Origin of the sequence: Mycobacterium cookii, from assembly GCF_010727945.1 — a bacterium.
Taxonomy (GTDB): Bacteria; Actinomycetota; Actinomycetes; order Mycobacteriales; family Mycobacteriaceae; genus Mycobacterium; species Mycobacterium cookii.
In genome coordinates, this window is record NZ_AP022569.1 from 677,495 (window position 1) to 702,103 (window position 24,609).

Below are 24,609 nucleotides of genomic sequence, written 5' to 3' on the forward strand. Positions count from 1 at the left end.
GGTGCCATGGCTTTTGCCACCGAACATCCAGTGGTCGCACACTCCGAATACCGCCCTGTCGAAGACATGGTGCGGGCCGGCGGCACTTTTGAAGTGGTCAGCCCGCACGCACCCGCGGGCGACCAGCCGGCCGCCATCGAGGAGCTGGAACGCCGGATTCGGGCAGGGGAGCGCGACGTGGTGCTGCTGGGCGCCACCGGCACCGGCAAGTCGGCGACCACCGCGTGGCTCATCGAGCGACTGCAGCGGCCGACGCTGGTGATGGCACCGAACAAGACACTCGCCGCGCAGCTGGCCAACGAGCTGCGAGAGATGTTGCCGCACAACGCAGTTGAGTACTTCGTCTCGTACTACGACTACTACCAGCCCGAGGCGTACATCGCGCAGACCGACACCTACATCGAGAAGGACAGCTCGATCAACGACGACGTGGAGCGGCTGCGGCACTCCGCGACGTCGTCGCTGCTGTCGCGTCGCGATGTGGTGGTGGTGGCGTCGGTGTCCTGCATCTACGGCCTGGGCACCCCGCAGTCCTACTTGGACCGCTCGGTCGAGTTGCAGGTGGGCACCGAGGTGCCCCGTGACGCGCTCCTGCGGCTGTTGGTCGACGTGCAGTACACCCGCAACGACATGTCGTTCACCCGCGGCACGTTCCGGGTACGCGGCGACACCGTCGAGATCATTCCGTCCTACGAGGAACTTGCGTTACGCATCGAATACTTCGGCGACGAAATCGAAGCGCTCTACTACATGCATCCGCTGACCGGCGACGTTGTGCGCCAGGTGGACTCGCTGCGCGTCTTCCCGGCCACGCACTACGTGGCCGGACCGGAGCGGATGGCCCACGCCATCTCGACCATCGAGCAGGAACTCGAGGAGCGGCTCGCCGAACTCGAGGGCCAGGGCAAACTGCTGGAGGCCCAGCGCCTCCGGATGCGGACCAACTACGACGTCGAGATGATGCGCCAGGTCGGGTTCTGTTCCGGGATCGAGAACTACTCGCGGCACATCGACGCTCGCGGGCCCGGCACCCCGCCCGCGACCTTGCTGGACTATTTCCCCGAAGACTTCCTGATGGTCATCGACGAGTCGCACGTCACGGTGCCGCAGATCGGCGGCATGTATGAGGGCGACATGTCGCGCAAGCGCAATCTCGTCGAATACGGCTTCCGGCTGCCCTCGGCCTGTGACAACCGGCCGCTGACCTGGGAGGAATTCGCCGACCGGATCGGTCAGACGGTCTACTTGTCGGCCACGCCCGGGCCCTACGAGCTGAGTCAGGCCGCCGGCGAGTTCGTCGAGCAGGTGATCCGCCCGACCGGGCTGGTCGACCCGAAGGTCGTGGTCAAGCCGACCAAAGGTCAGATCGACGACCTGATCGGCGAAATCCGCAAACGCACCGCGGCCGACCAGCGGGTGCTGGTGACGACGCTGACCAAGAAGATGGCCGAGGACCTCACCGACTACCTGCTCGAGACCGGTATCCGGGTCCGCTATCTGCACTCCGAAGTCGACACGCTGCGCCGGGTCGAGCTGCTGCGCCAACTGCGGCTGGGTGATTACGACGTGCTGGTCGGCATCAACCTGCTGCGTGAGGGTCTGGACCTACCGGAGGTGTCGCTGGTCGCGATTCTGGACGCCGACAAGGAGGGCTTTCTCCGCTCGTCGCGCAGCCTGATCCAGACCATCGGCCGCGCCGCCCGCAACGTGTCCGGCGAGGTCCACATGTACGCGGACAAGATCACCGACTCGATGAAAGAGGCGATCGACGAGACCGAGCGCCGCCGCGCCAAGCAGGTCGCCTACAACGAGGCCAACGGCATCGACCCGCAACCGCTGCGCAAGAAGATCGCCGACATCCTCGACCAGGTCTACCGCGAGGCGGACGACACCGAGGCCGTCGCGATCGGCGGTTCCGGGCGTAACTCGTCGCGAGGCCGCCGGGCTCAGGGCGAGCCCGGACGGGCAGTCAGTGCCGGGGTGTACGAGGGGCGGGACACCGCCAACATGCCGCGGGCCGAGCTGGCCGACCTGATCAAAGATCTGACCGCGCAGATGATGGCCGCGGCGCGCGACCTGCAGTTCGAATTGGCCGCCCGGTTCCGCGACGAGATCGCCGATCTCAAAAAGGAACTGCGCGGGATGGATGCCGCCGGTCTGAAGTGAGCTCATCCCGCGAATCGCCTGCCATCGACGGCTGGCGTGCACTGCTGGGTCCGCGGTTTCTGGGCACGTCGACGCTGCTCGCCGGCGGGGTGGCGTTGTACGCCACCAACGAGTTCCTGACCGTCAGCCTGTTGCCCAGCGCGATCGCCGACATCGGCGGTGAGCGGCTGTATGCCTGGGTGACCACGCTTTATCTGGTGGGTTCGGTGGTCGCGGCCTCGACGGTCAACGCGATGTTGCTGCGGGCGGGCCCGCGGATGTCATTCCTGTTGGGGCTGGCCGTCTTCGGCATCGGCAGCGTCGTCTGTGCGGTCGCTCCCGGCATGCAGGTACTGCTGGCGGGCCGCACGTTGCAAGGGGCGGCCGGCGGGCTGTTGGCCGGTCTGGGTTATGCGCTGATCAACACTGCACTGCCGCGATCGTTGTGGACCAGGGCATCGGCATTGGTGTCGGCGATGTGGGGCGTCGCAACGGTGGTGGGCCCGGCGGCGGGCGGCCTTTTCGCGCAATTCGGTTTGTGGCGCTGGGCTTTCGGCGTGATGGCGATGCTCGCCCTGGCGATGGCGGTGCTGGTTCCGCTGGTGTTGCCGGCCGGCCGGGTCGATCCAGACGCCGAGCCGTCGCTGAAGGTGCCGGTGTGGTCGGTGCTGCTGCTCGGAGCGGCGGCGCTGGTCGTCAGCATCGCCCAGGTTCCGACGCACGTCGCCGCGACGGCGGGGTTGCTCGTGGTCAGCGTGGGTCTGGTCGTCGCGTTCGTTCTCGTCGACCGGCGGGCAACGGTCAAAGTGTTGCCGCCCAGCGTCTTTGGCCCCGGCCCGCTGAAATGGATCTATCTGACCCTGACGGTTCTGATGGCCGCGGCGATGGTCGACATGTATGTGCCGTTGTTCGGTCAACGGCTGGCGCACCTTGTTCCTGTCACCGCCGGGTTCCTGGGCGCCGCGCTGGCAGTCGGCTGGGCCGTCAGCGAGATCCTCAGCGCGTCGCTGCGCAGCAAGAAAATTGTCAATCGCGTGGTTGTGACCGCGCCGCTGATTATCGCGGCGGGCCTGATCCTTGCCGCTGTCACCCAGGTCGCGAATGCGTCGGCGGCCGTCGTCGTCACGTGGGCAGTCGCGCTGACGATCACCGGGGTCGGTATCGGCGCGGCCTGGCCGCATCTGTCGGCGTGGGCAATGCACTGCGTCGACGACGAAAAAGAAGGTGCGGTGGCAGCCGCGACGATCAACATCATCGAGGTTATCGCCGGTGCGTTCGGTGCCGGCCTGGCCGGCGTCGTGGTCAACAGCGCTCAGGGCGGCATCGTGGTGGCCGCTCGGGCGCTGTTCGCGGTGTTCGCCGCGGTGGGCTTGCTGGGTGCGCTGGCGGGCGTTCGCGTCATCCGGACGATGCGCTGACCGACCACGCTGAAGTCAGCGGATCGATTTGACCACCTGGGTTCGATGGAACTGCCAGCGCTCGACGATGTGGAACCCGACCAAATCCGGAATCTGGTAGGCGGGTGCGCGTCCGAATTTCCATCCCGGCGCCAGCGATGAGCCGACCTGGTGATTCGGCTGCGTGGTGTTGTGCGTGGTGATCGTCCACAGCGTGGTGCACTTGTAGAGCCGACCCGTGGTCAGCCAGGCCGCCACGTGGCCATCCCAGAGCGTTTCCCGCTTGGGCGCGGGGACGCCGCGCCCGACGTCGACCAGCGGGCGGAAGGCCGCGGGTCGTGCGGCGAGCAGCGCGCGGACCGGCCCCGGCAGCCAGCGGACGGTGTTGTCGACCAGGAGACAGTCCCCGGGTGCCGCGTGGGTGGCAATGAGGTCGGCGACGTCGCTGTAATCCCAGCCTTCTTTGGCGTACCGCTGCCGTTGCGAGAGAACATAATTTGGCGCCGCCGCCGCGGTGAGCGCGATCAGTACGAGGGCGATCCACCGCGGCTTGGTTACGACGGCCACGATGCAGACGGCCAGCACGATGGCCATCGCCGGCGTGGTGAAGAACAGGTACCGCGGGTAGTAGAACGGATCGCTGATCGCCGAGTAGATCAGGGCGATCGCGGTGGGCACCACCATCCACGCCGCGCAGATGATCAGCATCCGTCGGATGTCACCGGTCACCTCCCATCGACCCGTCAACCGAATCGTCAGGGCGGCAACGAAGATCATCGCCGCCCCGATCGCGAACGGCACACTGTTGTCGAAGTACTGGTGTTGTACGACGTCGAGGACGTTGTGCCAGTTCAGGGGATAGATCCAGGCGACCTGAAAGCTCTGACCGTGCGCGAAGAGCAGCAGCGGTGTCACGGCGCCGACCGCGACCGCCGAGGTGATCGCCCACCACAGCAGCACCGGCTTCTGCCGCCGCAGCACCGGCGCGACGACCGCGTAGGCCGGCACCAGCAAGATCAGGTAGATGTTCAGCACGACCGACACCGTCAGCGCCAGCGCGTAGAGCAGCCACAGCCACCACCGGTTCCGCCGTATCGCGGTGACCAGCAACACCGTCAGCCAGACCGCGGCCAGAGCGGTGAACGCATACGACCGTGCCTCGGCGGCCGCCCACGTGACGCGCGGCAGTATCGCGAACACCAGGCCCGCGCACACCGCGGTGGTTCGCGGCAGGAACTGTTTGCCGAAGACCACGACCCCGGCGGCGGCGATGCCCGCCGCCAGGCAGCTGGGTACTCGCGACCAGAACTCCGTCGGCGGGAAGATGGCGAACCAGCCATGCATCATCAGGTAGTACAGGCCGTGCACGGCGTCGATGTGCCCCAGCATGCGCCAGAGCTCGGGAATGGACCGGCTCGCGGAGACCGAGATCGTCGCGCTCTCGTCGAACCACAGCGACGGGTGGCTGGCGCCGGCGGCGCCGACGGCAGCGGTCAGCATAGCGACCACGAACGGGTCCAGCAGTCGGCCGGGTCGCCGGGTCGGCGGGTCCTCCGCGACGACCGCGGTGCTGGGTTCAGCGAGTGTCGTAGCAACCATGATGTGAGTCACTGTAAGGGCCTTTCGGTGAACATGCTTACCCGTCCGGCCTGCTCACGTACCGTTTCCGCGGCCTAGACCGGATCCGGGGCGTGGGCAGATTGCTCTGTCGACAGCCTGAACACCCTGCAGCCCAACGGGTTTCGCCTAAATAGGAGCTTGCCCGGTCGGCCAGTCGATGCAGCTAACGTCCGAGAGTGCGTTGCCCGCACCGTGAGCGGGGTCTCGCCAACCATGTCGGCATGGTCCAAATGCATCCATCTATCTGCGGCAAAGCGTTACTGTCTTGGGTTGGCGAAGCAACCGACACCTGGGAGGGTAAATGAGCGCCTATCGAACCGTGGTGGTAGGAACCGACGGCTCGGATTCGTCGCTACGCGCGGTGGAGAAGGCAGGCAGCATCGCCGGGGCGGACGCGAAGCTGATCGTCGCGACGGCGTACCTGCCGCAGCACGAAGACCCGCGGGCCGCCGACGCCCTCAAAGACGAGAGCTACAAGGTGTCGGGCAGCGCCCCGATTTACGCGATCCTGCGCGAGGCCAAGGATCGGGCCAGCGCGGCGGGCGCCAAGAACATCGAAGAGCGTTCGATCGTCGGCGCCCCGGTCGACGCGCTGGTCGGACTCGCCGAGGAGGTCGGCGCTGATCTGCTGGTCGTCGGCAACGTCGGCCTCAGCACGATCGCCGGTCGGTTGCTGGGATCGGTGCCGGCCAACGTGTCACGTCGTGCCAAGGTCGACGTGCTGATCGTGCACACCACCACGTAGCCGACATATCCGCTCGTCAACCCGGTGATCGACAGGGCGAAGTACGGGCCGTGGGCGCTGATAGCGGGCGGCTCGGAAGGGGTCGGCGCCGAATTCGCCCGGCTTATCGCCGAGGCAGGCCTGAACCTGATGCTGGTCGCCCGCACGGCGGATGCACTGCAACAGGCCGCCGACCAGTGCCGACAGCACGGCGTCGTCGTCCGCACCGTCCAAGCCGACCTGAGCGCCGCCGACGCCTGCGCGCGGATTACCGCGGCGACAGCTGAGCTCCAGATCGGCCTGTTGATCCTGGTTGCGGGCGCGAACACGCACAGCTACGAATTCCTGGACGGGGATCTAGCCGAATTCCAGCGGGTCATCGACCTCAATGTGTCGACGCCGCTGGCGTTGGTGCAGCACTACGGGCAGGCGATGCGCTCGCGGCGCCGCGGCGGCATCGTGTTGCTCGGCTCGCTGGCGGGTTACCTCGGATCGGCTCGGCACACCGTCTACGGCGGCGTCAAGGCGTTCACCAGGATCTTCGCCGAGGGTCTCTGGCTGGAACTGCGCCAACACGGCGTCGACGTGCTGCAACTCGTGCTGGGGGTGACCCGCACGCCGGCGATGGAGCGGGTCGGCCTGAACTTCGACGCGCCGGGCTTTGTCGTCGCCGAGCCCGCCGATGTGGCACGCGAGGGCCTGGAGTGGCTGGGCCGCGGTCCGGTGCACATCGTCAGCGGCAACGAAGTGACGGTGTCCCTGCGCAGCGCTCCCGACCGGGGCAAGGCCGTTCTGGGCGCTCACCACGCGATGCAGAGGCTGTTGCAGTCGAAAGGAATCACCGATGACGGTGGAGGAGCGGATCGCGGCGCTGGAACAGCGACTGCGCCGGGCTGAGGACGAGCTGGCCATCGGCCGCCTGCTGGCCTCCTATGGACCGCTGGTCGACGCAGGCGATGCCGACGCGGTTGCCGACCTGTGGGCGCCCGACGGCGAATACGACGTCGAGGGCTGGCACATGCAGAGCCGGGCCGACGTGGCCGACATGGTGCGCTCGCCGGCGCACCAGGGGCTGATCGGCGGCGGTTCGGCCCACTTCCTGGGCCCGGTATGTGTCGACGTCGACGGTGACGACGCCGTCGCGGTGTGCGAGTCGATCCTGGTCCGGCGCAACGACGACGGCGACGGCTACCGGGTATGGCGGGCGGGAGCCAACCACATCGTGCTGCGGCGGACGGCCGACGGCTGGCGGATCGTCAAACGCACCACCCGCGTGTTGAACGGCTCCGCCGAGGCGCGCGACCTGCTCGCCGCCGGCGTCCACGGGCGCTCGGTATGAGCGAACTCGAGGGCAAGGTCGCGCTCGTCACCGGCGGGGGAGCGGGCATCGGCGAGGCGATCGCCCGCCGGTTCGCCGAAGAGGGTGCCAAAGTGGTTGTGGCTGAACGGGATACGACTTCGGGTCAGGCCGTCGCCGAGGCGATAGGTGGATTGTTTGTGCCGGTCGACGTCGCGGTGCGAGAGCAGGTGGAAACCGCCGTCGCGCAGGCTGTTTCGGCGTACGGGTCACTCGACGTCGTGGTCAACAACGCCTGGGGCGGCGGATCGATGGGCCGGGTGGAGAACAAGACCGACGGGCAACTCAGCGACGGCATCGCAGTCGCGTACTACGGACCGTTCTGGGCGATGCGGGCCGCCCTGCCGCACATGCGGAAAAGCGGCTGGGGTCGGGTCATCAACATGTGCAGCCTTAACGGCGTCAACGCACACATGGGCACCCTGGAATACAACGCCGCCAAAGAGGCGCTGCGCGCGCTGACTCGCACCGCCGCCCGGGAGTGGGCGCCCTACGGCGTGACCGTCAACGCCATCTGCCCGGCGGCCAAGAGCGCGGCGTTCATGCGTGCGCTCGGCAACAACCCGGACGTCGCAGCGTTCGCGGATTCGATGAACCCGATGGGCCGGATCGGGGATCCCTACCTCGACATCGCGCCCGTCGCGGTGTTCCTGGCCGGCGAAGGCAGCCGCTACCTCACCGGCAACACACTGTTCGTCGACGGCGGCAGCCACATCAACGGGGTGGCCTGGACGCCGGAGCTCGACGGCTAGGTCACGCGCTGGCGAGATCGTGGCGTTCCAGCCGGAACGTCCTGCTCAGCCGATCCGGCCGGGTCGTCAGCGTCACCTCGACGGCGCCGCCAGACGTGATCACATAACGCTCTTCGACGTCAGGGCCGTCGTCGCGCCGCCGCACCGCACGCCGCGGCAGGTCCTGGTCGTCGCTGAGGTCGGGATCGAACGCGAAGAACACCGGTTCGTACGGCGTGACGTCGCCGTCGGGATGGCCGTCACGTAACCGGCTGCACTCCACGAAGCGGAAGTGTCCGATGTTGTGCGCCGCGCGGTAGGTCCGGGTGACGACGAACGGCGGCTGGCCGGCGGTCGGCAACGCCGATCCTTTGGGGACTATTGGGTCGAAGCACACGTCCTCGCCGGCGCAAGCCTCGCGGAAGACGCCGAAGTGTCGTGAAAGACGTTCGGACAGAACAAATCCCGCTTCGCGATCCAGGAACACCGCAAGGCCGATCGCGGTCGCCGCGAAGGGGTGCAGTGAGCGCTTGACGCGCTTCTCGTCGAACGTCGTGCGCAGTGTCCGGGCCACCAGCGGAAAACTCCCCGCCCCGCCTACCACGTAGATGCCCGCGATATCCGACCAGTCGACGTCGCCGTGCAGCACACCGGATAGTGCGTTGATTGTCTTGTCCACCAACGGAACACAGGCCGCGTAGACATCGTCGATGGGGCAGGAGAACGGCTCCTTGCCGACTGCGGCGAGGTCGACCAGAAAGCGACGGGTGTTCGGGCCGACCGCTTCCTTGCGAACTGCGCACTCCTCGAGCAGCAGATCGCGTGTTCCGGCGGGCAGCTTGCGCAGCCCGGTGCCGTTGCGGACCAGTTTGAGGATCGCTTCGTCGAAGTCGTCGCCGCCGAGGCGCTGGATACCTTCGCTGAAGACGACCTCGTTCAGCCGGCCCGTCATCTTCAGCAGCGACGCATCGAACGTCCCGCCACCGAGGTCGTAGATCAGCACGTACTCCCGCTTGGCGGTGATGGTCGAGCGATAGCGGTGGGCGTACTCGAAGCCCGCCGCCGACGGCTCGTTGAGCAGCGCGGCCACCTCGAAGCCGGCCTGCGTGAAGGCATCCAGTGTCATAAACCGCTGCGCGCTGGACGCGTTGGCCGGAACGCTGATCGCGGCTTCGACCGGCTCACCGGCGGGCAGTTCGATGTTCGACCGGTGCTGCAGGTCGCTTTTCAGCTGGGCGAGGAAGCCCGCGAACAGCTCGGCCAGCCGGTAGCTGCGGCCGGCGAGCTCGACCGTGGACCGGGGCCCGGCGTCGTTGAGCAGACGTTTGAACGAGCGCAGCGCACACCAGCCCGGATCGTGACGGACTGCGGCGGCGTCCAAGCCGAAGCGCAACTCGCCGGCTTCGTTGGCGGCGATGATCGACGGCCAGGTGTCGAGCCCGTCGAATGACACCACCGGATAGTTGCCGCGATCGACGACCGCGGCGACGGTGTGCGTTGTGCCGAAGTCGATGCCCACTTTCATCGGCTAAGCGTAGGTGCTGCACCGCGTTTCGCGGCTGCGAATCACCGACTCGGCTCCGGTGCATGAGGGGCACAAGGTCCTCGGTATTGCTGCTGTTCGGCCCTGCCGGGCGGACCGGAGCGTGCGGTACGACAGAGTCTGCACCGTTGACACGCCGCGAGGAGCAGCCGTGAGCGCTACGGACGTCGAAAAGTGGGACGCCGACCTGACCGAACACATCGTCGGGCTGACCCGGCCTATCGTCAAGCGGTACTTCCGCTCTGATGTCAGGGGTATGGAGAACATCCCCGCGGGCGCTTGCCTTGTGGTGTCGAATCATTCGGGTGGCGTCGTCACTCCCGACATGTCGGTGTTCGCGGTCGACTATTACGACACATACGGTTACGAGCGGCCGCTTTTCGCGCTCGGTCATGACGTGTTGTTCCGCAGTCCCGCCGCCGAACTGCTCAAGCGCACCGGCGTGATTCGCGCGACGCGCGACAACGCCGCGGAAGCCTTGGCGGCCGGCGGGGTCGTCTTGGTCTTCCCGGGCGGCGACTACGACGCCTATCGGCCGACGGCTTCGGAGAACATCGTCGGGTTCGGCGGCCGGACCGGCTACGTCAGCACGGCGATCGAGGCCGGGGTGCCGATCGTCCCCTCGGTGTCGATCGGCGCTCAGGAAAGCCAGCTCTATGTGACCCGGGGCCGGTGGCTGTCGCGTGCTCTCGGTCTGGCCAACATCGGCCGCAGGATCGCCCGGAGCGACATGCTGCCGATCTCGCTGGGTTTCCCGTTCGGGCTCAGCGTTGTGTTACCGGTCAACCTGCCGTTGCCGACGAAGATCGTCACGCAGGTGCTTCCGTCACTCGACCTCGCCGCCGAGTTCGGCAACTACCCCACGGTCGGCGAAATCGACAGGCGCGTGCGGTCGATCATGCAGAAGGCGCTGTGGGGGCTGGCGCGCGGGCGCCGGTTCCCGATCCTGGGCTGAGGTCGCCGGCTTACCAGCCGCGCTCGCGCCAGGTCGCCAGGCTGGGGCGCTCGGCGCCCAGCGTGGTGTCGTCACCGTGGCCGGGGTAGACGACGGTGCTGTCGTCGTAGACGTCGAACACCCGGGTCGTCACATCGTCCAGCAGTTGGTCGAAATCGCCGGGCTGCCAGGTCTTGCCAACTCCGCCGGGAAACAGGCAGTCGCCGGTGAACAGCTGCGTCACCCCGCCGGTGGCCGGGCCGTCGAGGGCCAGCGCGATCGATCCGGGCGTGTGCCCGCGCAGATGGATGACGTCGAATGTCAGCTCGCCGATCTGCACGGTGTCTCCGCCGGCCAGCAAGCGGTCTGGCTTGACCGGCAGCGGCTCGGCGTCGATCTCGTTGGCGGCCGTCGGCGCCCCAGTGGCCTCCGCGATGGCTTCCAACGCCTGCCAGTGGTCGAAGTGCTGGTGGCTGGTGACGATCAGCGACACCTTCGGGGCATGGTTGCGCACCAGGTCGAGTAAAACGTCGGCGTCGTTGGCGGCGTCGATCAGCAGCGTTTCCCCGGTCGCGGAACACGTCACCAGGTAGGCGTTGTTGTCCATGGGGCCCACCGACGCTTTGAGAATCGTCGCGCCCGGCAGGGTGCGGCGGGCCGCGGAACCCGGTTCGACGTGTCCGGTGTAATCGTCAGTCAGGACGGTCATACAGTCACGGTACTGGCCAGGCATCGCTTGTCGGTACGGGCACATAGCATGGTGATGACGTGTGTGACGGGGTCGAGAGTTGGCTCGAAAGATAGAACCGTGAAAGAGACGCTGTGGCTGACCGCCTGATCGTGAAAGGTGCTCGCGAGCACAATCTGCGCAGTGTCGATCTTGATTTGCCACGCGATGCGTTGATCGTCTTCACCGGCCTGTCCGGCTCCGGAAAGTCTTCGCTGGCGTTCGACACGATCTTCGCCGAGGGCCAGCGGCGCTACGTCGAATCGCTGTCTGCGTATGCCCGTCAGTTCCTCGGGCAGATGGACAAGCCCGACGTCGACTTCATCGAGGGTCTGTCGCCGGCGGTGTCGATCGACCAGAAGTCGACGAACCGCAACCCGCGATCGACGGTCGGAACCATCACCGAGGTCTACGACTATCTGCGACTGCTCTACGCGCGCGCGGGCACGCCGCACTGCCCGGTCTGCGGTGAGCGGATCGCCCGTCAGACCCCGCAGCAGATCGTCGACCAGGTGCTGGTGATGCCCGAGGGCACCCGCTTCCAGGTACTCGCCCCAGTGGTCCGCACCCGCAAGGGCGAGTTCGCCGACCTGTTCGAGAAGCTCAACGCCCAGGGCTACAGCCGCGTTCGCGTCGACGGCGTGGTCCACTCGCTGACCGATCCGCCCAAGCTCAAAAAGCAGGAGAAGCACGACATCGAGGTGGTTGTTGACCGCCTCACTGTTAAAGCCAGCGCCAAGCAACGACTCACCGATTCGGTGGAGACCGCGCTGAATCTGGCCGACGGCATCGTGGTGCTGGAGTTCGTCGATCATGAGCACGACGCCCACAACCGCGAGCAGCGGTTCTCCGAGAAGCTGGCCTGCCCCAACGGGCACGCGCTGGCCGTCGACGACCTGGAGCCGCGGTCGTTCTCGTTCAACTCGCCGTACGGCGCCTGCCCGGAATGCGTCGGCCTGGGAATCCGCAAAGAGGTGGACCCAGACCTGGTGGTGCCTGACCCGGATCGCACGCTGGCCGAGGGCGCGGTGGCACCGTGGTCGATGGGCCACACCGCGGAGTACTTCACCCGGATGCTGGCGAGTCTGGGTGAGGCGATGGGTTTCGACGTCGACACCCCGTGGCGCAAGCTTCCGGCCAAGGCGCGCAAAGCGATTCTAGAGGGCTGCGACGAGCAGGTGCACGTCCGCTACCGCAACCGCTACGGCCGCACCCGGTCGTATTACGCCGACTTCGAAGGGGTGTTGGCGTTTCTGGAGCGCAAGCTGGACCAGACCGAATCCGAGCTGATGAAGGAGCGCTACGAGGGCTTCATGCGCGACGTGCCGTGCCCGGTGTGTGAGGGGACCCGGCTCAAGCCGGAAATCCTGGCCGTCACGCTGACCGCCGGCGACCGCGGCGCCAAGTCCATCGCGCAGGTGTGTGAGCTGTCCATCTCCGACTGCGCGGATTTCTTGAACGGCCTCACCCTGGGCCCGCGCGAACAGGCCATTGCGGGCCAGGTGCTCAAGGAAATCCAGTCGCGGCTGGGCTTCTTGCTCGACGTCGGGCTGGAGTATCTGTCGCTGTCCCGGGCCGCCGGCACGCTCTCCGGCGGAGAGGCGCAGCGCATCCGGCTGGCCACCCAGATCGGATCCGGTCTGGTCGGCGTGCTGTACGTGCTCGACGAGCCGTCGATCGGATTGCATCAGCGAGACAACCGTCGGCTCATCGAAACCCTTACCCGCCTAAGGAATTTGGGGAACACCCTGATCGTCGTCGAGCACGACGAGGACACCATCGCGCATGCCGACTGGGTTGTCGACATCGGTCCGGGCGCCGGCGAGCACGGCGGCCACATCGTGCACAGCGGTACCTACGCCGACTTGCTGACGAACAAGGAGTCGATCACCGGCGCCTACCTATCGGGCAAAGAAAGCATTGCCGCGCCGTCGATTCGGCGTCCGGTGAACAAGAACCGCCGGCTCACGGTCGTCGGCGCCAACGAACACAACCTGCGCGGGATCGACGTGACCTTCCCGCTGGGCGTGCTGACCTCAGTGACCGGGGTGTCCGGTTCGGGCAAGTCGACACTGGTCAACGACATCCTGGCCGCGGTGCTGGCCAATCGCCTCAACGGCGCGCGGCACGTGCCGGGACGGCACACCCGGGTGACGGGCCTGGACAACCTGGACAAGCTGGTGCGCGTCGACCAGTCACCGATCGGCCGCACGCCGCGATCCAATCCGGCCACCTACACCGGCGTGTTCGACAAGATCCGCACCCTGTTCGCGGCCACCACCGAGGCCAAGGTCCGCGGCTACCAGCCGGGTCGCTTCTCCTTCAACGTCAAGGGCGGTCGCTGCGAGGCGTGCACCGGCGACGGCACCATCAAGATCGAGATGAACTTCCTGCCGGACGTGTATGTGCCCTGCGAAGTCTGTCAGGGCGCCCGCTACAACCGGGAGACCTTGGAGGTGCATTACAAGGGCAAGACCATCTCCGAAGTGCTCGACATGTCGATCGAAGAGGCCGCGGAATTCTTCCAGCCGATCACCGGCATCCACCGCTACCTCAAGACACTGGTCGACGTCGGCCTCGGATATGTGCGGCTCGGCCAGCCGGCGCCCACGCTGTCCGGCGGTGAAGCGCAGCGGGTCAAGTTGGCATCCGAGCTGCAGAAGCGGTCCACCGGGCGCACCATCTACATCCTCGACGAACCCACCACCGGGCTGCACTTCGAAGACATCCGCAAGTTGCTGGATGTCATCAACGGCCTTGTCGACAAAGGCAATACGGTGATCGTCATCGAGCACAACCTGGACGTGATCAAGACCTCGGACTGGATCATCGACATGGGCCCCGAGGGCGGTGCCGGCGGCGGCACGATCGTCGCCGAAGGCACTCCGGAGGACATCGCCGCAATACCCGAGAGCTACACCGGCAAATTCCTCGCCGAGACTTTGGTCAGCACCACCGCCACGCCGCGTCGAACGACCAAGCGCCGCAAGGTCAGCGCTTAGCTTGCGACAGCGGTGACGGAAAGCGCGGCTTTATCTGCACGCCGTCGAGCCACGCCGTGAGCGCTCTGGCCCGATCCTGCAGCGCTTTTCGGCCGTCCCGGCCCGGGTCGTCAACGAGTTGCAGCTGCACCTGCGCCGCGTCGTCCTGGTACCAGCCGCCCACGATCCGGCCGTCCCACCAGGCGGTGGGGCCTGCATTGCCATTGCGGTCGAACACGTGGCCCCGATGTGCACCGAGATACCAGTCGCGTTCGAACCAGCCCATCGTGGTGGCGTCGAGGCCCGGCAGCAGCGCAGCGAACGGTCCGACCTCTGGTTCGCTGTCCAGGTCGTCGGGCAGCACGTAGCCGGGGCCGCCGGCCAGCTCGACGTCTACCGCGCCGATGCCGGCCAACGCTTTTCGCGTGGCGGTCACTGTCGACCCGAACCACCACTTGATGTCGGCGACGGTGGCCGGCCCGAACGTGTAGAGCCACCGGCGAAGTAGCTCTTCGTGCGCGTCGGCGCGGTCGGCGCGCTCACCCAGCCAATCCGTGGTCAGCGCCCACCGCGGCCGGGACGTGGTCCAGGAGCCGTCGTTGGGTCCGCGGACGATCTCGCCGCGGGCCGACAGAACCGTCAACACGCGCAGGGCCAGTGGAACCATTCCACCCCAACGCTTTCCGGGTGCCGGATCGTAATGGCCGCCGAGCTCGGGCAGCGCCGATCGCAATTGGGTGCTGTTGAGCGGCCCGTGATCTTCGAGATGGCCCAGCACCGCGAAGCAAGCCTCGTCCAGCCATCGCGCGCCGTCGGCCGCGACACCGGCTTTGCGCACGTCGGCGACGAGTCGGCGATGTTCGTTGGCGGCGACTCGATCGCTGGCGGCGGACTGAACGATCGGCAGATCATCGGCGCTGACGACCCACAAGGTCCTTCTCATCGCCAGATGCTTGACCACCGAACGGTTCTGGTAGAGCTCGTGCTCGAGGTCGGCGACAGCGAACCCCGGCCAGCGCGCCCACAGCGAGAGGAACGGGGTGGCGGGGTCAGTCGCATGTAATCCGACCAGTCCGGCGGTTACGCCGTCGACGGTATCGGGCAGCGACAGAAACTGTCTGTTCATCAAGCGTCTGCGTCGCTCGGTGTCGCTGAATGCGCGCACGCAGCCTTCCCGCGGATTCAGTGAGTGTCGTCGCGCATTGATTCACGGATTTGCGCCAGTCGCTCGGCGGCGGCGCGCTGCCGAGCCTCGAACTGTTCGTCGACGCTGCGACCCTCCGGCGTCTCGGCATCCAATTCGCTTGCGCCAACTGACGTTTCGTAGCGAGACTCGATCTTGTCGCGGACCGATTCGAACGTCGGCACACCGGAGACCGTGTAATCAGGATCGTCCGGCTCGTCGGGCACGGTTCCACGCTACCGGTGCCGCTCCAGATAGCGCACCATTTGCTGCCAATAGACCAGCGTCAACACCATTTGCGCCGCAGTCGCGACCGCGGCGGGCCCGGCCCGGTGTCGGCGCGCCTCAACAAGCGCGAGAACCGCGATCATTGAGGTCGCCACGCTCAGGGCCGCCGCACCGTCCTTGGGCCGGCTGCTGATCCACAATTCTTCGCCGAGCATCGCGCGGGTGGACCACGGCCGCTCGTCGCTAACCTTCGGGAAAATGATCGGGTTGAGCGCGAGCCAAAGCGCGACCAGCATCGTGTGGCTCCGACGCCGCGTCCACACCGGCAACAGCACCAGCGGTGTGCTCGCCCAGCGGCTCCAGGCACTCCACGGGTTGGCGTGGCGGGCGAACATCGCGCGGCGTATCCGCGCGATCGCCACCGGCGTTACCGACCGACCGGCTCGGCGTGCGGTGCCTGCGGTGACTCGGGCGGCGAGGTGGACGGCAACGGGGTCCGCGCCACGCCGGGTGTTCCCAGGTGGCCGGCCAGCCAGGGCAATGCCGCGGCGAAAGCATTACTGGCGAAGGGCCAGTCGTGCTTTCCGGGTTGCGCGACGATCGCGCAGTTGATGCCGTATGCGCGGCCGAGTTCACACAACGACTCGGCCGCCACGGTCGAGTCGGCCGTGTTGCGGACGACGTCGTGGCCGCCCAGTCCGACCTCGCCGGCGCCGGTCACCGTAAGGCTGCGATGATGCTTCGGCAGATTGTTCGACGAGATGTCGAACCAGCCCGAAACCCCTTTGTAGCGGCCGTGTTTGGCGATGACGGTGGCCGGATCGAACGCGGCCCACGCGTTGGCGCTGCCGCCGAAGAGTCGGGCGATGGTCTGCGCCTTGGTGCCGGTTTCCGGGCCCATGTTGCCGGCGATGTCGACGAACGAGCTGAACAACTCCGGATGCATCACGGTGAGATCGAGGGCGCAGGTCCCGCCCATGGACCAGCCGACGATGCCCCAGTTCTCCGCGTCCGGGCTGACGCCGAACTTCGAAACCATGTATGGCACGACGTCTTTGGTGAGGTGGTCGGCGGCGTTGCCCCGGCTGCCGTTGACGCACTCGGTGTCGTTGTTGAACGCCCCGCCGGAGTCCACGAAGACGAAGACCGGGGCGTTGCCGCCGTGCGCGGCTGCCAGGTCGTCGATCGTCTTGACCGCGTTGCCGGCACGCAACCAGTCGGCGGGTGTGTTGAATTCGCCGCCGATCATCATCACGGTCGGCAGCCGCGCCGGTGGGGAAGTGGAGAACCACGCCGGCGGCAAATAAACGAGCTCACCGCGATGTTTGAAATGCGAGGCATCGTCGGGAATCGTCACCGGCACGACGCTGCCGTGCGCCGGCTGGATACCCGCCGCCGCAATGGCGCTGAGGCCGGCCGCATCGGTCTGGTACGGCAGTGGTCCGGCGGTGAGCTGGTCCCACGCCGTCTGCACGGTGGGGAAGTAACCGACCCACAGGTTGAGCGTGAGTGCGGCGCTGAGCAGGCACAGCGGAACGGCAACCACCGAGGCGCTGCGCCGCCACCAGCGTGCGGTGCGCCAGCCCAGGACCGCGACGGCGCCGGCGCCACCCGTGACGGCGATCCACCACCACAGCTGCTGCGGCGCGGGGTCGTCGGCCAGACCACGGTTGTCGATGTACCAGTGCGACCACGCGGCCAGGGAACCCCCCGCCACCGCAGCCACCGGCAGCCAGACCAGTTGCCACCGGCGCGATCGCCGGCCGATCGCCACCGCCAGCAAGGCAACCGCGACGGCCTGGACCACACGGGGGACCCACCCGTGCATCAGGGACGTGTGGTTGTCACCCAGAACCGCAATCGCGAGGTTCGTCGTTGAACCTGTCACGCGTCCATTGTGGCCTGTTTAGGTGCTGTGAGAAGGAGTTTTGCTCAGCGCGGTTTCGCCAGCGGGAACGGCAGCGTCTCGCGGATGCTGCGGCCGGTGATGAGCATGACGACGCGGTCGACGCCCATCCCCATGCCGCCGGTCGGCGGCATCGCGTATTCCATCGCCTGCAGGAAGTCCTCGTCGAGTTCCATCGCTTCCAGTTCACCACCGGCGGCCAGCAGGGACTGCTCTTCGAGGCGCCGGCGCTGCTCGACGGGATCGGTCAGCTCGCTGTAGGCGGTGCCCAGCTCGATACCCCAGGCCACCAGATCCCAGCGTTCGGCGACGCCGGGCTTGCTGCGATGCGGCCGGGTCAGCGGCGATACCGACAGCGGGAAGTCGATGTAGAACGTCGGTTTCTCGGTCCGGGTCTCGACCAGGTGCTCGTAGAGCTCCAGGACCACGGCGCCGGCATCCCACCGCGCCAGGTAGGGGATTTGCGCGGCGTCGGACAGCTTGCGGAGCTTGGTCAGGCTGGTCTGGGCGTCGACGTGCTCGCCGAGTGCTTCGGACACCGCGTCGTGCACCGTCACCACCGGCCAGGCACCGGAGATGTCCACCGACTTCAGGGAGCCGTCGTCGGATGGCCGCATCACCACCTGAGAGCCGTTGGCGGCCTGGGCGGCGTTCTGAATCAACTCCCGGCAGCCGTCGATCCAGGTCTTGTAGTCGGCGTGCGCCTGATATGCCTCCAGGAGCGTGAATTCCGGGTTGTGGCTGAAGTCGACACCTTCGTTGCGAAAAGCCCGGCCGAGTTCGAATACCCGCTCGAGTCCACCGACGCAGAGCCGCTTGAGGTACAGCTCGGGTGCGATCCGTAAGTACAAGTCGAGGTCGTAGCTGTTGATGTGGGTCATGAACGGGCGGGCGGTGGCGCCGCCGTGCACCTGCTGCAGGATTGGGGTTTCCACCTCGAGAAAACCCTTGGCGTTCAACGTATCCCGGATGGCCCGCACCACGCCGCTGCGGGCCGTCACCAGCTCGCGTGATTCGGCGTTGACCGCCAGGTCGACGTAGCGGCTGCGCACGCGTGCTTCGGGGTCGGTCAAGCCTTTCCACTTGTTCGGCAGTGGGCGCAGGCATTTGCCGATCAGTCGCCAGTTGCGCACGATCAGCGACGGGGTGCCGGTCTTGCTGAATCCCATCCGTCCGGTCACCTCGATCAGGTCGCCGAGATCGATGGCCTTGGTGAAGTCAGCGGTCCGGCTGTGCTCCAGGATTGAATTCTCCAGCAGCAGTTGGACTTCGGCTGACCAGTCACGCAACTGCGCGAAAAGCACGCCGCCGAAGTCCCGAATCCGCAGCACCCGTCCGGACACCGACACCGTCGTCTGGTCGTCGATGCCGAGCGCCTCGGCGACCGTATGGCTGGGTGGCCGGCCCACCGGATAGGCGTCAACACCATTGTCTTGCAGCGTCTTCAGCTTGGACAGCCGAACGCGCATCTGTTCTGGCAGGCGGCGGTCGCGGTCGTCGCTGTCGCCGAAGTCCGCCTCCTGCAACGCCGACACGTCCGGTGCCGAGCCGTCGTGCTGCAGCAGCCCGGTCGCCAGCAGTGTCGGCGGCACCGCCGGGTGGTGGCCGGTGTGGTGTTCGTCGCGACGGGCGAACGGCAATACCAAAAAGCCCTCGGCGACGGACGACGCGACGCCCACTCGCGGGATCATCCGGGCGTCCTCGTAACAGGCGAAGCGCGGCACCCAATCGGGCTGATACTTCATGTTCGAGCGGTACAGCGTCTCCAGCTGCCACCAGCGCGAGAAGAACAACAGGAAGCCGCGCCACAGCCGCGCCACCGGACCGGCACCCAGCTGGGCGCCCTGCTCGAACGCGGACCGGAACATGGCGAAGTTCAACGAGATTCGACTGATGCCGATGCGTTCGGCGTGCAGCGCGAGTTCGCTGACCATCAGCTCGATGGTGCCGTTGGGGGACTCCGGCGAGCGACGCATGAGGTCCAACGAAACGCCGTTGCGCCCCCAGGGCACCAACGACAACATCGCGACCACCGTCTCGTCGCGGGAAATGGCTTCGACCAGCAGGCAGTCACCGTCTGCCGGATCGCCCAGCCGGCCCAGCGCCATCGAGAAACCACGCTCGGACTCGGTGTCCCGCCAGGCATCCGCCCGTGCTGTCACCTGCGCCATCTCGGCGGGCTCGATGTCATGATGCCGGCGGATGCGCACCGTCAGGCCGGCGCGACGTGCCCGCGTCACCGCCTGGCGTACCCCGCGCATTTCCCGACCGGACAGCCCGAACTGGGACGTATACAGAATCGCCTCGTCACCGAGTTCGAGCGCGTTCAGGCCGGCCTCGCGAAATGCCTTGGCCCCTGTCGAACTTGCCCCCATGTTGCCCGGCGTCCAGCCGTAGGACTGACACAGCGCCAGCCACGCGTCGATGGCTTGGCGCCAGGCCCGCGGATCACCGATCGGATCGCCACTGGCCAGGCACACACCCAGCTCGACGCGGTAGGTGATCGCCGCGCGGCCACTCGGCGCGAAAACCACCGACTTGTCGCGCCGAGTCGCGAAGTAACCCAGCGAGTCGTTCTTGCCCCACAACTCCAGCAGCCCGCGGATCGCGGACTCGTCCTCACCGGTGAGCGCGTTCTCCGCCCGTTGCGACTGGAACAGCACGATCGCGGCGGCGATCAACGCCATCGCGCTGAACAGACCAAACAGCGCGTTGAGGAAGATCGGTGGCCGGCCACTGAACGACGCCGACGCGACGAGGGCGAATCCGACGACCCGGTTCACCACGTAGAACAGCCGGTCGTCGACGGCCAGGGAGCGGGGGAACATCTCGATCAACGTCCACGACAGCGCGATGCCGACCGCCCACCCGGCCACCAGCACCCCGGCAGCCTTGAACAGCGCCCCCTGGCGGACCTTGGCCCAGAATTCCCGGTAGGCCAGTCCCAGCACGACCAGCGCGGCCAGATGCAGGCCGAGTCCGAGCGTCTCGCCGAAGGCCCTTGCCGGGCTGACGTGGTCCGCCGCCAGGCCCGCGACGTTCAGTCCGGCGGCGATCAGCAGGTTGAGGACGAGCACCCACCAGGCGATGCGTTTGCGCGCGGTGAGCGCGCCCGCGAGCAACGCCAGCACGAACGACCACGCGAAGCTGGTGTCCGGGAAGTTGAAGATGTAGTCGTTGATGAACTCGCGAGGCTCCCTGATGACCCACCGGATCACCGGCGACACGCTGGCAATCAGCGACAGCGTGGCGATGACGCCGACGGTCCAGCCGGCAGCTGCGGGCACCCAGCGAAGCCGGGAATTCGACCGGCTGAGCGGGCGGGACGCAGTGAGGGTCACAGACCGCGAGGATATTCGCAGTTGCTATGGAATGCCTATGCAAGGCGGACATTCGAAGTACCCGTGTTGACGACCCGAGGACCGGGCCTGCATCGGCGTCCGCGGCTGCAATTCCGGCGATGGCGTCATCACTGGTAAACTCCTTTCCGCGACCGTCTCCGGTGAACACCAGAGACAGCAAGTGGAGACCCACTCCCACCGTTGGCCAAGAACGGCTCAGCGGTCCGGTCACCGGCACATCAACTGTTCCGGTTCTGCATTGTGCAGGCGGCTTCTGCCGTGATCGGTCGGCATCGGGCCCTGCTTAAGCAGGGCTTTTTTGCTGATGGCGTGTTTCTCTACCGCTGGTCCCGAACAGGTGACGGTGGCCACGGAAACCGAACAGTCCGGCGACGAAGCCGGGCCAGCGAGCCTAGGGAGGCCCCATCAGCACTGAGACCCGTGTCAATGAACGCATCCGCGTACCTGAGGTCCGCCTGATCGGACCAGGGGGTGAGCAGGTAGGCATTGTGCGTATCGAAGACGCCCTTCGCGTCGCCGCGGATGCCGATCTCGACCTTGTCGAAGTTGCCCCGAACGCCAAACCTCCGGTCTGCAAGATCATGGACTACGGCAAGTTCAAGTACGAGACGGCGCAGAAGGAGCGCGAGTCCCGCAAGAACCAGCAGCAGACCGTCGTCAAAGAGCAGAAGCTGCGGCCCAAGATCGACGACCACGACTATGCGACCAAAAGGGGTCACGTGATCCGATTCCTGGAAGCGGGAGCGAAAGTCAAGGTGACCATCATGTTCCGTGGACGCGAGCAGTCGCGGCCCGAACTGGGTTATCGACTGCTGCAGCGCCTGGGGTCCGATGTCGCCGACTATGGATTCGTCGAGACGTCGGCCAAGCAGGACGGACGCAACATGACGATGGTGCTCGCTCCGCACCGCGGCGCGAAGACCCGCGCCCGTGCGGCCGAACAAGCCAGCGGCCCCGCGTCGCAGCCCGCCCCGAGCGACGACGCCGAGCCGTCGCCGAACTGAGATAGAGGACCGAAAACAGATGCCGAAGACCAAGACCCACAGCGGAGCGTCGAAGCGATTCCGCCGCACCGGAACCGGAAAGATCGTGCGCCAGAAGGCCAATCGCCGCCACCTGCTCGAGCACAAGCCGACCAAGCGGACACGCCGGCTGGATGGACGAACCGTCGTGGCGGCCAATGACACCAAGCGCGTCACCAAAATGCTGAACGGCTGACCGGCACCCGACTGACGCCGGAACACCCACTACCTCCATACGAACGAATAGGAACACCCCATGGCACGCGTAAAGCGGGCAGTCAACGCCCAAAAGAAGCGCCGCACCATCCTGAAGGCTTCCAAGGGCTATCGCGGCCAGCGGTCCCGGCTCTACCGCAAAGCCAAAGAGCAGCAACTGCATTCACTGACCTACGCCTACCGCGACCGTCGCGCGCGCAAGGGTGAGTTCCGCAAGTTGTGGATCTCGCGGATCAACGCGGCGGCCCGCGCCAACGACATCACCTACAACCGGCTGATCCAGGGCCTCAAGGCGGCCGGCGTCGAGGTCGACCGCAAGAACCTCGCCGAAATCGCGATCAGCGACCCCGCGGCGTTCACCTCGCTGGTCGAGGTTGCCCGCGCCGCATTGCCCGACGACGTGAACGCGCCGTCCGGAGAGGCCGCCTAACTCCCCGGTGCTCACCGAACGATCGGCCCGGGTGGTCGCGGCGGTCAAACTGCATCGGCAGATCGCCCGGCGCCGTTCGCAGCGGTTTCTGGTGGAAGGCGCCAACCTGGTCGAGGCCGCCTCGCGGCGCGGGCTGGTCCGCGAGATCTTCGCTACCGACGCGGCCCAGCAGCGGTACGCCGGCCTGCTGGCGGGTCACACCGCCCACCCGATTACCGATCGGGCTGCAAAAGCTCTGTCGGACACCGTGACTCCGGCGGGCTTGGTCGCGGTGTGCGAGCTGCCCTCGACTGGCTTGGCGGACGTGCTGGCCGGCGTGCCCCGACTGGTCGCGGTCGGCGTGGAGATCGGCGAACCGGGCAATGCGGGCACCCTGATCCGCATCGCCGACGCGATGGGCGCTGCCGCCGTGGTTTTCGCCGGACACAGCGTCGACCCGTACAACGCCAAGTGCTTGCGCGCTTCGGCGGGCAGCATCTTTTCCGTGCCGGTCGTCGTCGAGCCGGATGCAGATGCGGCCGTCACCGCGCTGAAAGCCGCCGGATTGCAGATTCTGGCCACCACTGTCGACGGCGACGTGTCGCTCGACGACGCCCAGCTTGCCGCGCCGACGGCATGGCTGTTCGGCGCCGAGGCGCACGGTCTGTCAGCCGAGCTCGCGCAACAGGCCGACACCCGGGTGAGCATTCCGATGGCAGGCGACGCGCAGAGCCTGAATGTTGCTGCGGCAGCCGCGATTTGCCTCTACCAGAGCTCGCGTGCTCAGGCCTGATCGCTAGGCGGCCTTACGCGGCTTTTTTGGGGCCCCAGGCGGATCGCAGCCCGGCCAGCGAGAACGTGGTGTGCACCAGCGAGCCGGCGCGCTCGATGATGGACTTGCGTGGCGGGAAGTAATGCATCGGCAGGCCGCGGCGATCCGATGGCGGCGCGGTGAACCTCGGCGCCTCGATCAGCGGAGCGTCCCTGGCGTCCCGCCCTTCGGCGCGGCGATACGCGGCCAGTGCACGCGGGTGCAAGCGGATCTCGTCAGGCACCGCCAAGAACGCCAACTCCACCATCTTGCCGAACAACCGCAAGACCACTTCGTCGCCCGGAGTCCAACGCATACCGGCCTTTTCGCGCACCGAAGGTTCGAACAGTCCGGCGGCCAGCCAACGCTGGCCGGCCACAAGCGGTTTGAACAGCTGGTCCCACACCGGGGTGGGCATCAGCACGAATTTCGGCTTGGGGATCCGTATTTGGAAGATGTCCAGGGTGGCCTGATTGATTTCCAGCTCGTCGCGGCAGACCCGTTCCCAGTACTCCTGGAAGTCCTCCCACGACGCGGGAACCGGCCGCATGCTCATCCCGTACATCCGGTACCACTGCACGTGTTCGTCAAACAGTTGCCGCTTTTCGGCTTCGGTCAGGCCGCCGCAGAAATATTCGGCCACCTTGATCACCAGCATGAAGAACGTCGCGTGCGCCCAGTAGAACGTCTCGGGGTTCAGCGCGTGGTAGCGGCGGCCGGTGCTGTCGACACCCTTGATGGTGTGGTGGTACTGCTTGATCTGCGCGCCGGTCTCAGCGGCTCTGCTGCCGTCGTAGACGACGCCCATGATCGGATACACCGAGCGCGCCACCCGCTGCAGCGGTTCACGCAACAGGATCGAATGTTGCTCGACCCCGGCCCCCAACTCCGGATACATGTTCTGGATCGCGCCGATCCAGATGCCCATCATCCCGGTGCGCAGGTCGCCGAAATACTTCCACGTCAGTGAATCCGGGCCCAGCGGGTGCGGCTCGGCGTGGGCGTGCTCGACCCGGTCACCCGAAGGCGAAGTGTGCGGCGACTGCGCTGGCACCGTCGTCACTGTCATCACAACCTCCTGGTCACGATGGGCGAAGATGACACCACGATAATGTTGACAACACATGTTGTCTATGATTTCCGGGCGTGCCGCGGCATGCTGTTACCGAGTGTCGACACCAGCGTCGTAACGCCGTGATCAGGCCGTTCGTTGACCAGCGTGTCGGACACCACGACCGCGGTCGTTGCCGGTCTCTCCGAACACCACCTAATCTGGGCGATGTGGAACTCGGGCACCACCCGGCGTCCGGTGA

The 24,609-nt window shown here is 66.7% G+C and carries 21 protein-coding genes; 12 read left to right on the forward strand and 9 right to left on the reverse strand.

Features of this window, described 5'->3' with window-relative positions; translation table 11 throughout:
- Positions 1-6: 6 nt before the first annotated feature.
- A complete protein-coding gene (gene uvrB, locus G6N27_RS03280; protein WP_179963338.1) occupies positions 7-2,166 on the forward strand; it encodes an excinuclease ABC subunit UvrB in 2,160 nt (719 codons plus the stop codon).
- Positions 2,163-3,563, forward strand: coding sequence for an MFS transporter (locus G6N27_RS03285; protein WP_179963339.1), 1,401 nt, complete (start codon positions 2,163-2,165; stop codon positions 3,561-3,563). The genes uvrB and G6N27_RS03285 overlap by 4 nt, the downstream gene beginning before the upstream one ends.
- 15 nt (positions 3,564-3,578) lie before the next feature.
- Here the strand turns inward: G6N27_RS03285 and G6N27_RS03290 are convergent, their stop codons facing one another.
- Complete coding sequence (locus G6N27_RS03290) at positions 3,579-5,141, reverse strand: mannosyltransferase (RefSeq protein ID WP_163775059.1); 1,563 nt, start codon at positions 5,139-5,141, stop codon at positions 3,579-3,581.
- A 322-nt stretch (positions 5,142-5,463) separates the two neighbouring features.
- Between G6N27_RS03290 and G6N27_RS03295 the strand changes: the two genes are divergently transcribed.
- Genes G6N27_RS03295 through G6N27_RS03310 form a run of 4 tightly spaced genes read left to right on the forward strand, consistent with a single transcriptional unit; the run spans position 5,464 to position 7,995 of the window.
- The gene (locus tag G6N27_RS03295) at positions 5,464-5,907 is read left to right on the forward strand and encodes a universal stress protein (protein ID WP_163775060.1); all 444 of its coding nucleotides are present in this window, start codon (positions 5,464-5,466) and stop codon (positions 5,905-5,907) included.
- A gap of 24 nt (positions 5,908-5,931) precedes the next feature.
- Entirely contained in the window at positions 5,932-6,783 is an 852-nt protein-coding gene (locus G6N27_RS03300) for an SDR family NAD(P)-dependent oxidoreductase (RefSeq protein ID WP_163775061.1), read from the forward strand.
- A complete protein-coding gene (locus G6N27_RS03305; protein ID WP_163775062.1) occupies positions 6,731-7,225 on the forward strand; it encodes a nuclear transport factor 2 family protein in 495 nt (164 codons plus the stop codon). The genes G6N27_RS03300 and G6N27_RS03305 overlap by 53 nt, the downstream gene beginning before the upstream one ends.
- Entirely contained in the window at positions 7,222-7,995 is a 774-nt protein-coding gene (locus G6N27_RS03310; RefSeq protein WP_163775063.1) for an SDR family NAD(P)-dependent oxidoreductase, read from the forward strand. The genes G6N27_RS03305 and G6N27_RS03310 overlap by 4 nt, the downstream gene beginning before the upstream one ends.
- A gap of 1 nt (position 7,996) precedes the next feature.
- On the opposite strand, the gene G6N27_RS03315 is transcribed toward G6N27_RS03310, so the two are convergent.
- Entirely contained in the window at positions 7,997-9,499 is a 1,503-nt protein-coding gene (locus G6N27_RS03315) for an Hsp70 family protein (protein ID WP_163775064.1), read from the reverse strand.
- A 169-nt stretch (positions 9,500-9,668) separates the two neighbouring features.
- On the opposite strand from G6N27_RS03315, the gene G6N27_RS03320 reads away from it, so the two are divergent.
- Positions 9,669-10,472 (forward strand): lysophospholipid acyltransferase family protein, encoded by an 804-nt coding sequence (locus G6N27_RS03320; RefSeq protein ID WP_163775065.1) that lies wholly within the window; start codon positions 9,669-9,671, stop codon positions 10,470-10,472.
- Positions 10,473-10,482: 10 nt separating this feature from the next.
- Here G6N27_RS03320 and G6N27_RS03325 read toward each other — a convergent pair whose 3' ends face one another.
- A complete protein-coding gene (locus tag G6N27_RS03325) occupies positions 10,483-11,160 on the reverse strand; it encodes an MBL fold metallo-hydrolase (RefSeq protein WP_163775066.1) in 678 nt (225 codons plus the stop codon).
- 113 nt (positions 11,161-11,273) lie between these two features.
- Here G6N27_RS03325 and uvrA point away from each other — a divergent pair, with 113 nt between their 5' ends.
- A complete protein-coding gene (gene uvrA, locus G6N27_RS03330; RefSeq protein WP_163775067.1) occupies positions 11,274-14,180 on the forward strand; it encodes an excinuclease ABC subunit UvrA in 2,907 nt (968 codons plus the stop codon).
- Here uvrA and G6N27_RS03335 read toward each other — a convergent pair.
- Genes G6N27_RS03335 through lysX form a run of 5 tightly spaced genes read right to left on the reverse strand, consistent with a single transcriptional unit; the run spans position 14,170 to position 20,817 of the window.
- Complete coding sequence (locus tag G6N27_RS03335) at positions 14,170-15,285, reverse strand: winged helix DNA-binding domain-containing protein (RefSeq protein ID WP_232064849.1); 1,116 nt, start codon at positions 15,283-15,285, stop codon at positions 14,170-14,172. The genes uvrA and G6N27_RS03335 overlap by 11 nt on opposite strands.
- 56 nt (positions 15,286-15,341) lie before the next feature.
- Positions 15,342-15,569, reverse strand: a complete 228-nt coding sequence (locus G6N27_RS03340) for a hypothetical protein (protein WP_163775069.1) — start codon at positions 15,567-15,569, stop codon at positions 15,342-15,344.
- Positions 15,570-15,578: 9 nt separating this feature from the next.
- A complete protein-coding gene (locus G6N27_RS03345; RefSeq protein ID WP_332103088.1) occupies positions 15,579-15,992 on the reverse strand; it encodes a DUF6653 family protein in 414 nt (137 codons plus the stop codon).
- Between the two features lie 5 nt (positions 15,993-15,997).
- On the reverse strand, positions 15,998-17,458 hold the full coding sequence (locus G6N27_RS03350; RefSeq protein WP_372513033.1) for an alpha/beta hydrolase: 1,461 nt from the start codon (positions 17,456-17,458) through the stop codon (positions 15,998-16,000).
- A 44-nt stretch (positions 17,459-17,502) separates the two neighbouring features.
- Positions 17,503-20,817 (reverse strand): bifunctional lysylphosphatidylglycerol synthetase/lysine--tRNA ligase LysX, encoded by a 3,315-nt coding sequence (lysX, locus tag G6N27_RS03355; RefSeq protein ID WP_197746520.1) that lies wholly within the window; start codon positions 20,815-20,817, stop codon positions 17,503-17,505.
- 425 nt (positions 20,818-21,242) lie between these two features.
- On the opposite strand from lysX, the gene infC reads away from it, so the two are divergent.
- From infC to G6N27_RS03375, 4 genes are read left to right on the forward strand one after another with little or no spacing between them, the layout of a single operon-like run.
- Positions 21,243-21,842 (forward strand): translation initiation factor IF-3, encoded by a 600-nt coding sequence (infC, locus tag G6N27_RS03360; protein WP_163781278.1) that lies wholly within the window; start codon positions 21,243-21,245, stop codon positions 21,840-21,842.
- Positions 21,843-21,861: 19 nt separating this feature from the next.
- On the forward strand, positions 21,862-22,056 hold the full coding sequence (gene rpmI, locus G6N27_RS03365) for a 50S ribosomal protein L35 (RefSeq protein ID WP_163775070.1): 195 nt from the start codon (positions 21,862-21,864) through the stop codon (positions 22,054-22,056).
- A 60-nt stretch (positions 22,057-22,116) separates the two neighbouring features.
- On the forward strand, positions 22,117-22,506 hold the full coding sequence (rplT, locus tag G6N27_RS03370) for a 50S ribosomal protein L20 (protein WP_163775071.1): 390 nt from the start codon (positions 22,117-22,119) through the stop codon (positions 22,504-22,506).
- Between the two features lie 7 nt (positions 22,507-22,513).
- Positions 22,514-23,278 (forward strand): TrmH family RNA methyltransferase, encoded by a 765-nt coding sequence (locus G6N27_RS03375; RefSeq protein WP_163775072.1) that lies wholly within the window; start codon positions 22,514-22,516, stop codon positions 23,276-23,278.
- Positions 23,279-23,291: 13 nt separating this feature from the next.
- On the opposite strand, the gene G6N27_RS03380 is transcribed toward G6N27_RS03375, so the two are convergent.
- Positions 23,292-24,365, reverse strand: coding sequence for an oxygenase MpaB family protein (locus tag G6N27_RS03380; protein ID WP_163775073.1), 1,074 nt, complete (start codon positions 24,363-24,365; stop codon positions 23,292-23,294).
- Positions 24,366-24,609 lie beyond the last annotated feature (244 nt).

Coding starts and splice junctions, on each gene's coding strand:
- uvrB (WP_179963338.1), top strand. CDS start 7: ATGGCTTTTGCCACCGAACATCCAGTGGTCGCACACTCCGAATACCGC.
- G6N27_RS03290 (WP_163775059.1), bottom strand. CDS start 5,141: ATGGTTGCTACGACACTCGCTGAACCCAGCACCGCGGTCGTCGCGGAG.
- G6N27_RS03295 (WP_163775060.1), top strand. CDS start 5,464: ATGAGCGCCTATCGAACCGTGGTGGTAGGAACCGACGGCTCGGATTCG.
- G6N27_RS03305 (WP_163775062.1), top strand. CDS start 6,731: ATGACGGTGGAGGAGCGGATCGCGGCGCTGGAACAGCGACTGCGCCGG.
- G6N27_RS03310 (WP_163775063.1), top strand. CDS start 7,222: ATGAGCGAACTCGAGGGCAAGGTCGCGCTCGTCACCGGCGGGGGAGCG.
- G6N27_RS03315 (WP_163775064.1), bottom strand. CDS start 9,499: ATGAAAGTGGGCATCGACTTCGGCACAACGCACACCGTCGCCGCGGTC.
- G6N27_RS03325 (WP_163775066.1), bottom strand. CDS start 11,160: ATGACCGTCCTGACTGACGATTACACCGGACACGTCGAACCGGGTTCC.
- G6N27_RS03335 (WP_232064849.1), bottom strand. CDS start 15,285: ATGAACAGACAGTTTCTGTCGCTGCCCGATACCGTCGACGGCGTAACC.
- rpmI (WP_163775070.1), top strand. CDS start 21,862: ATGCCGAAGACCAAGACCCACAGCGGAGCGTCGAAGCGATTCCGCCGC.
- rplT (WP_163775071.1), top strand. CDS start 22,117: ATGGCACGCGTAAAGCGGGCAGTCAACGCCCAAAAGAAGCGCCGCACC.
- G6N27_RS03380 (WP_163775073.1), bottom strand. CDS start 24,365: ATGACAGTGACGACGGTGCCAGCGCAGTCGCCGCACACTTCGCCTTCG.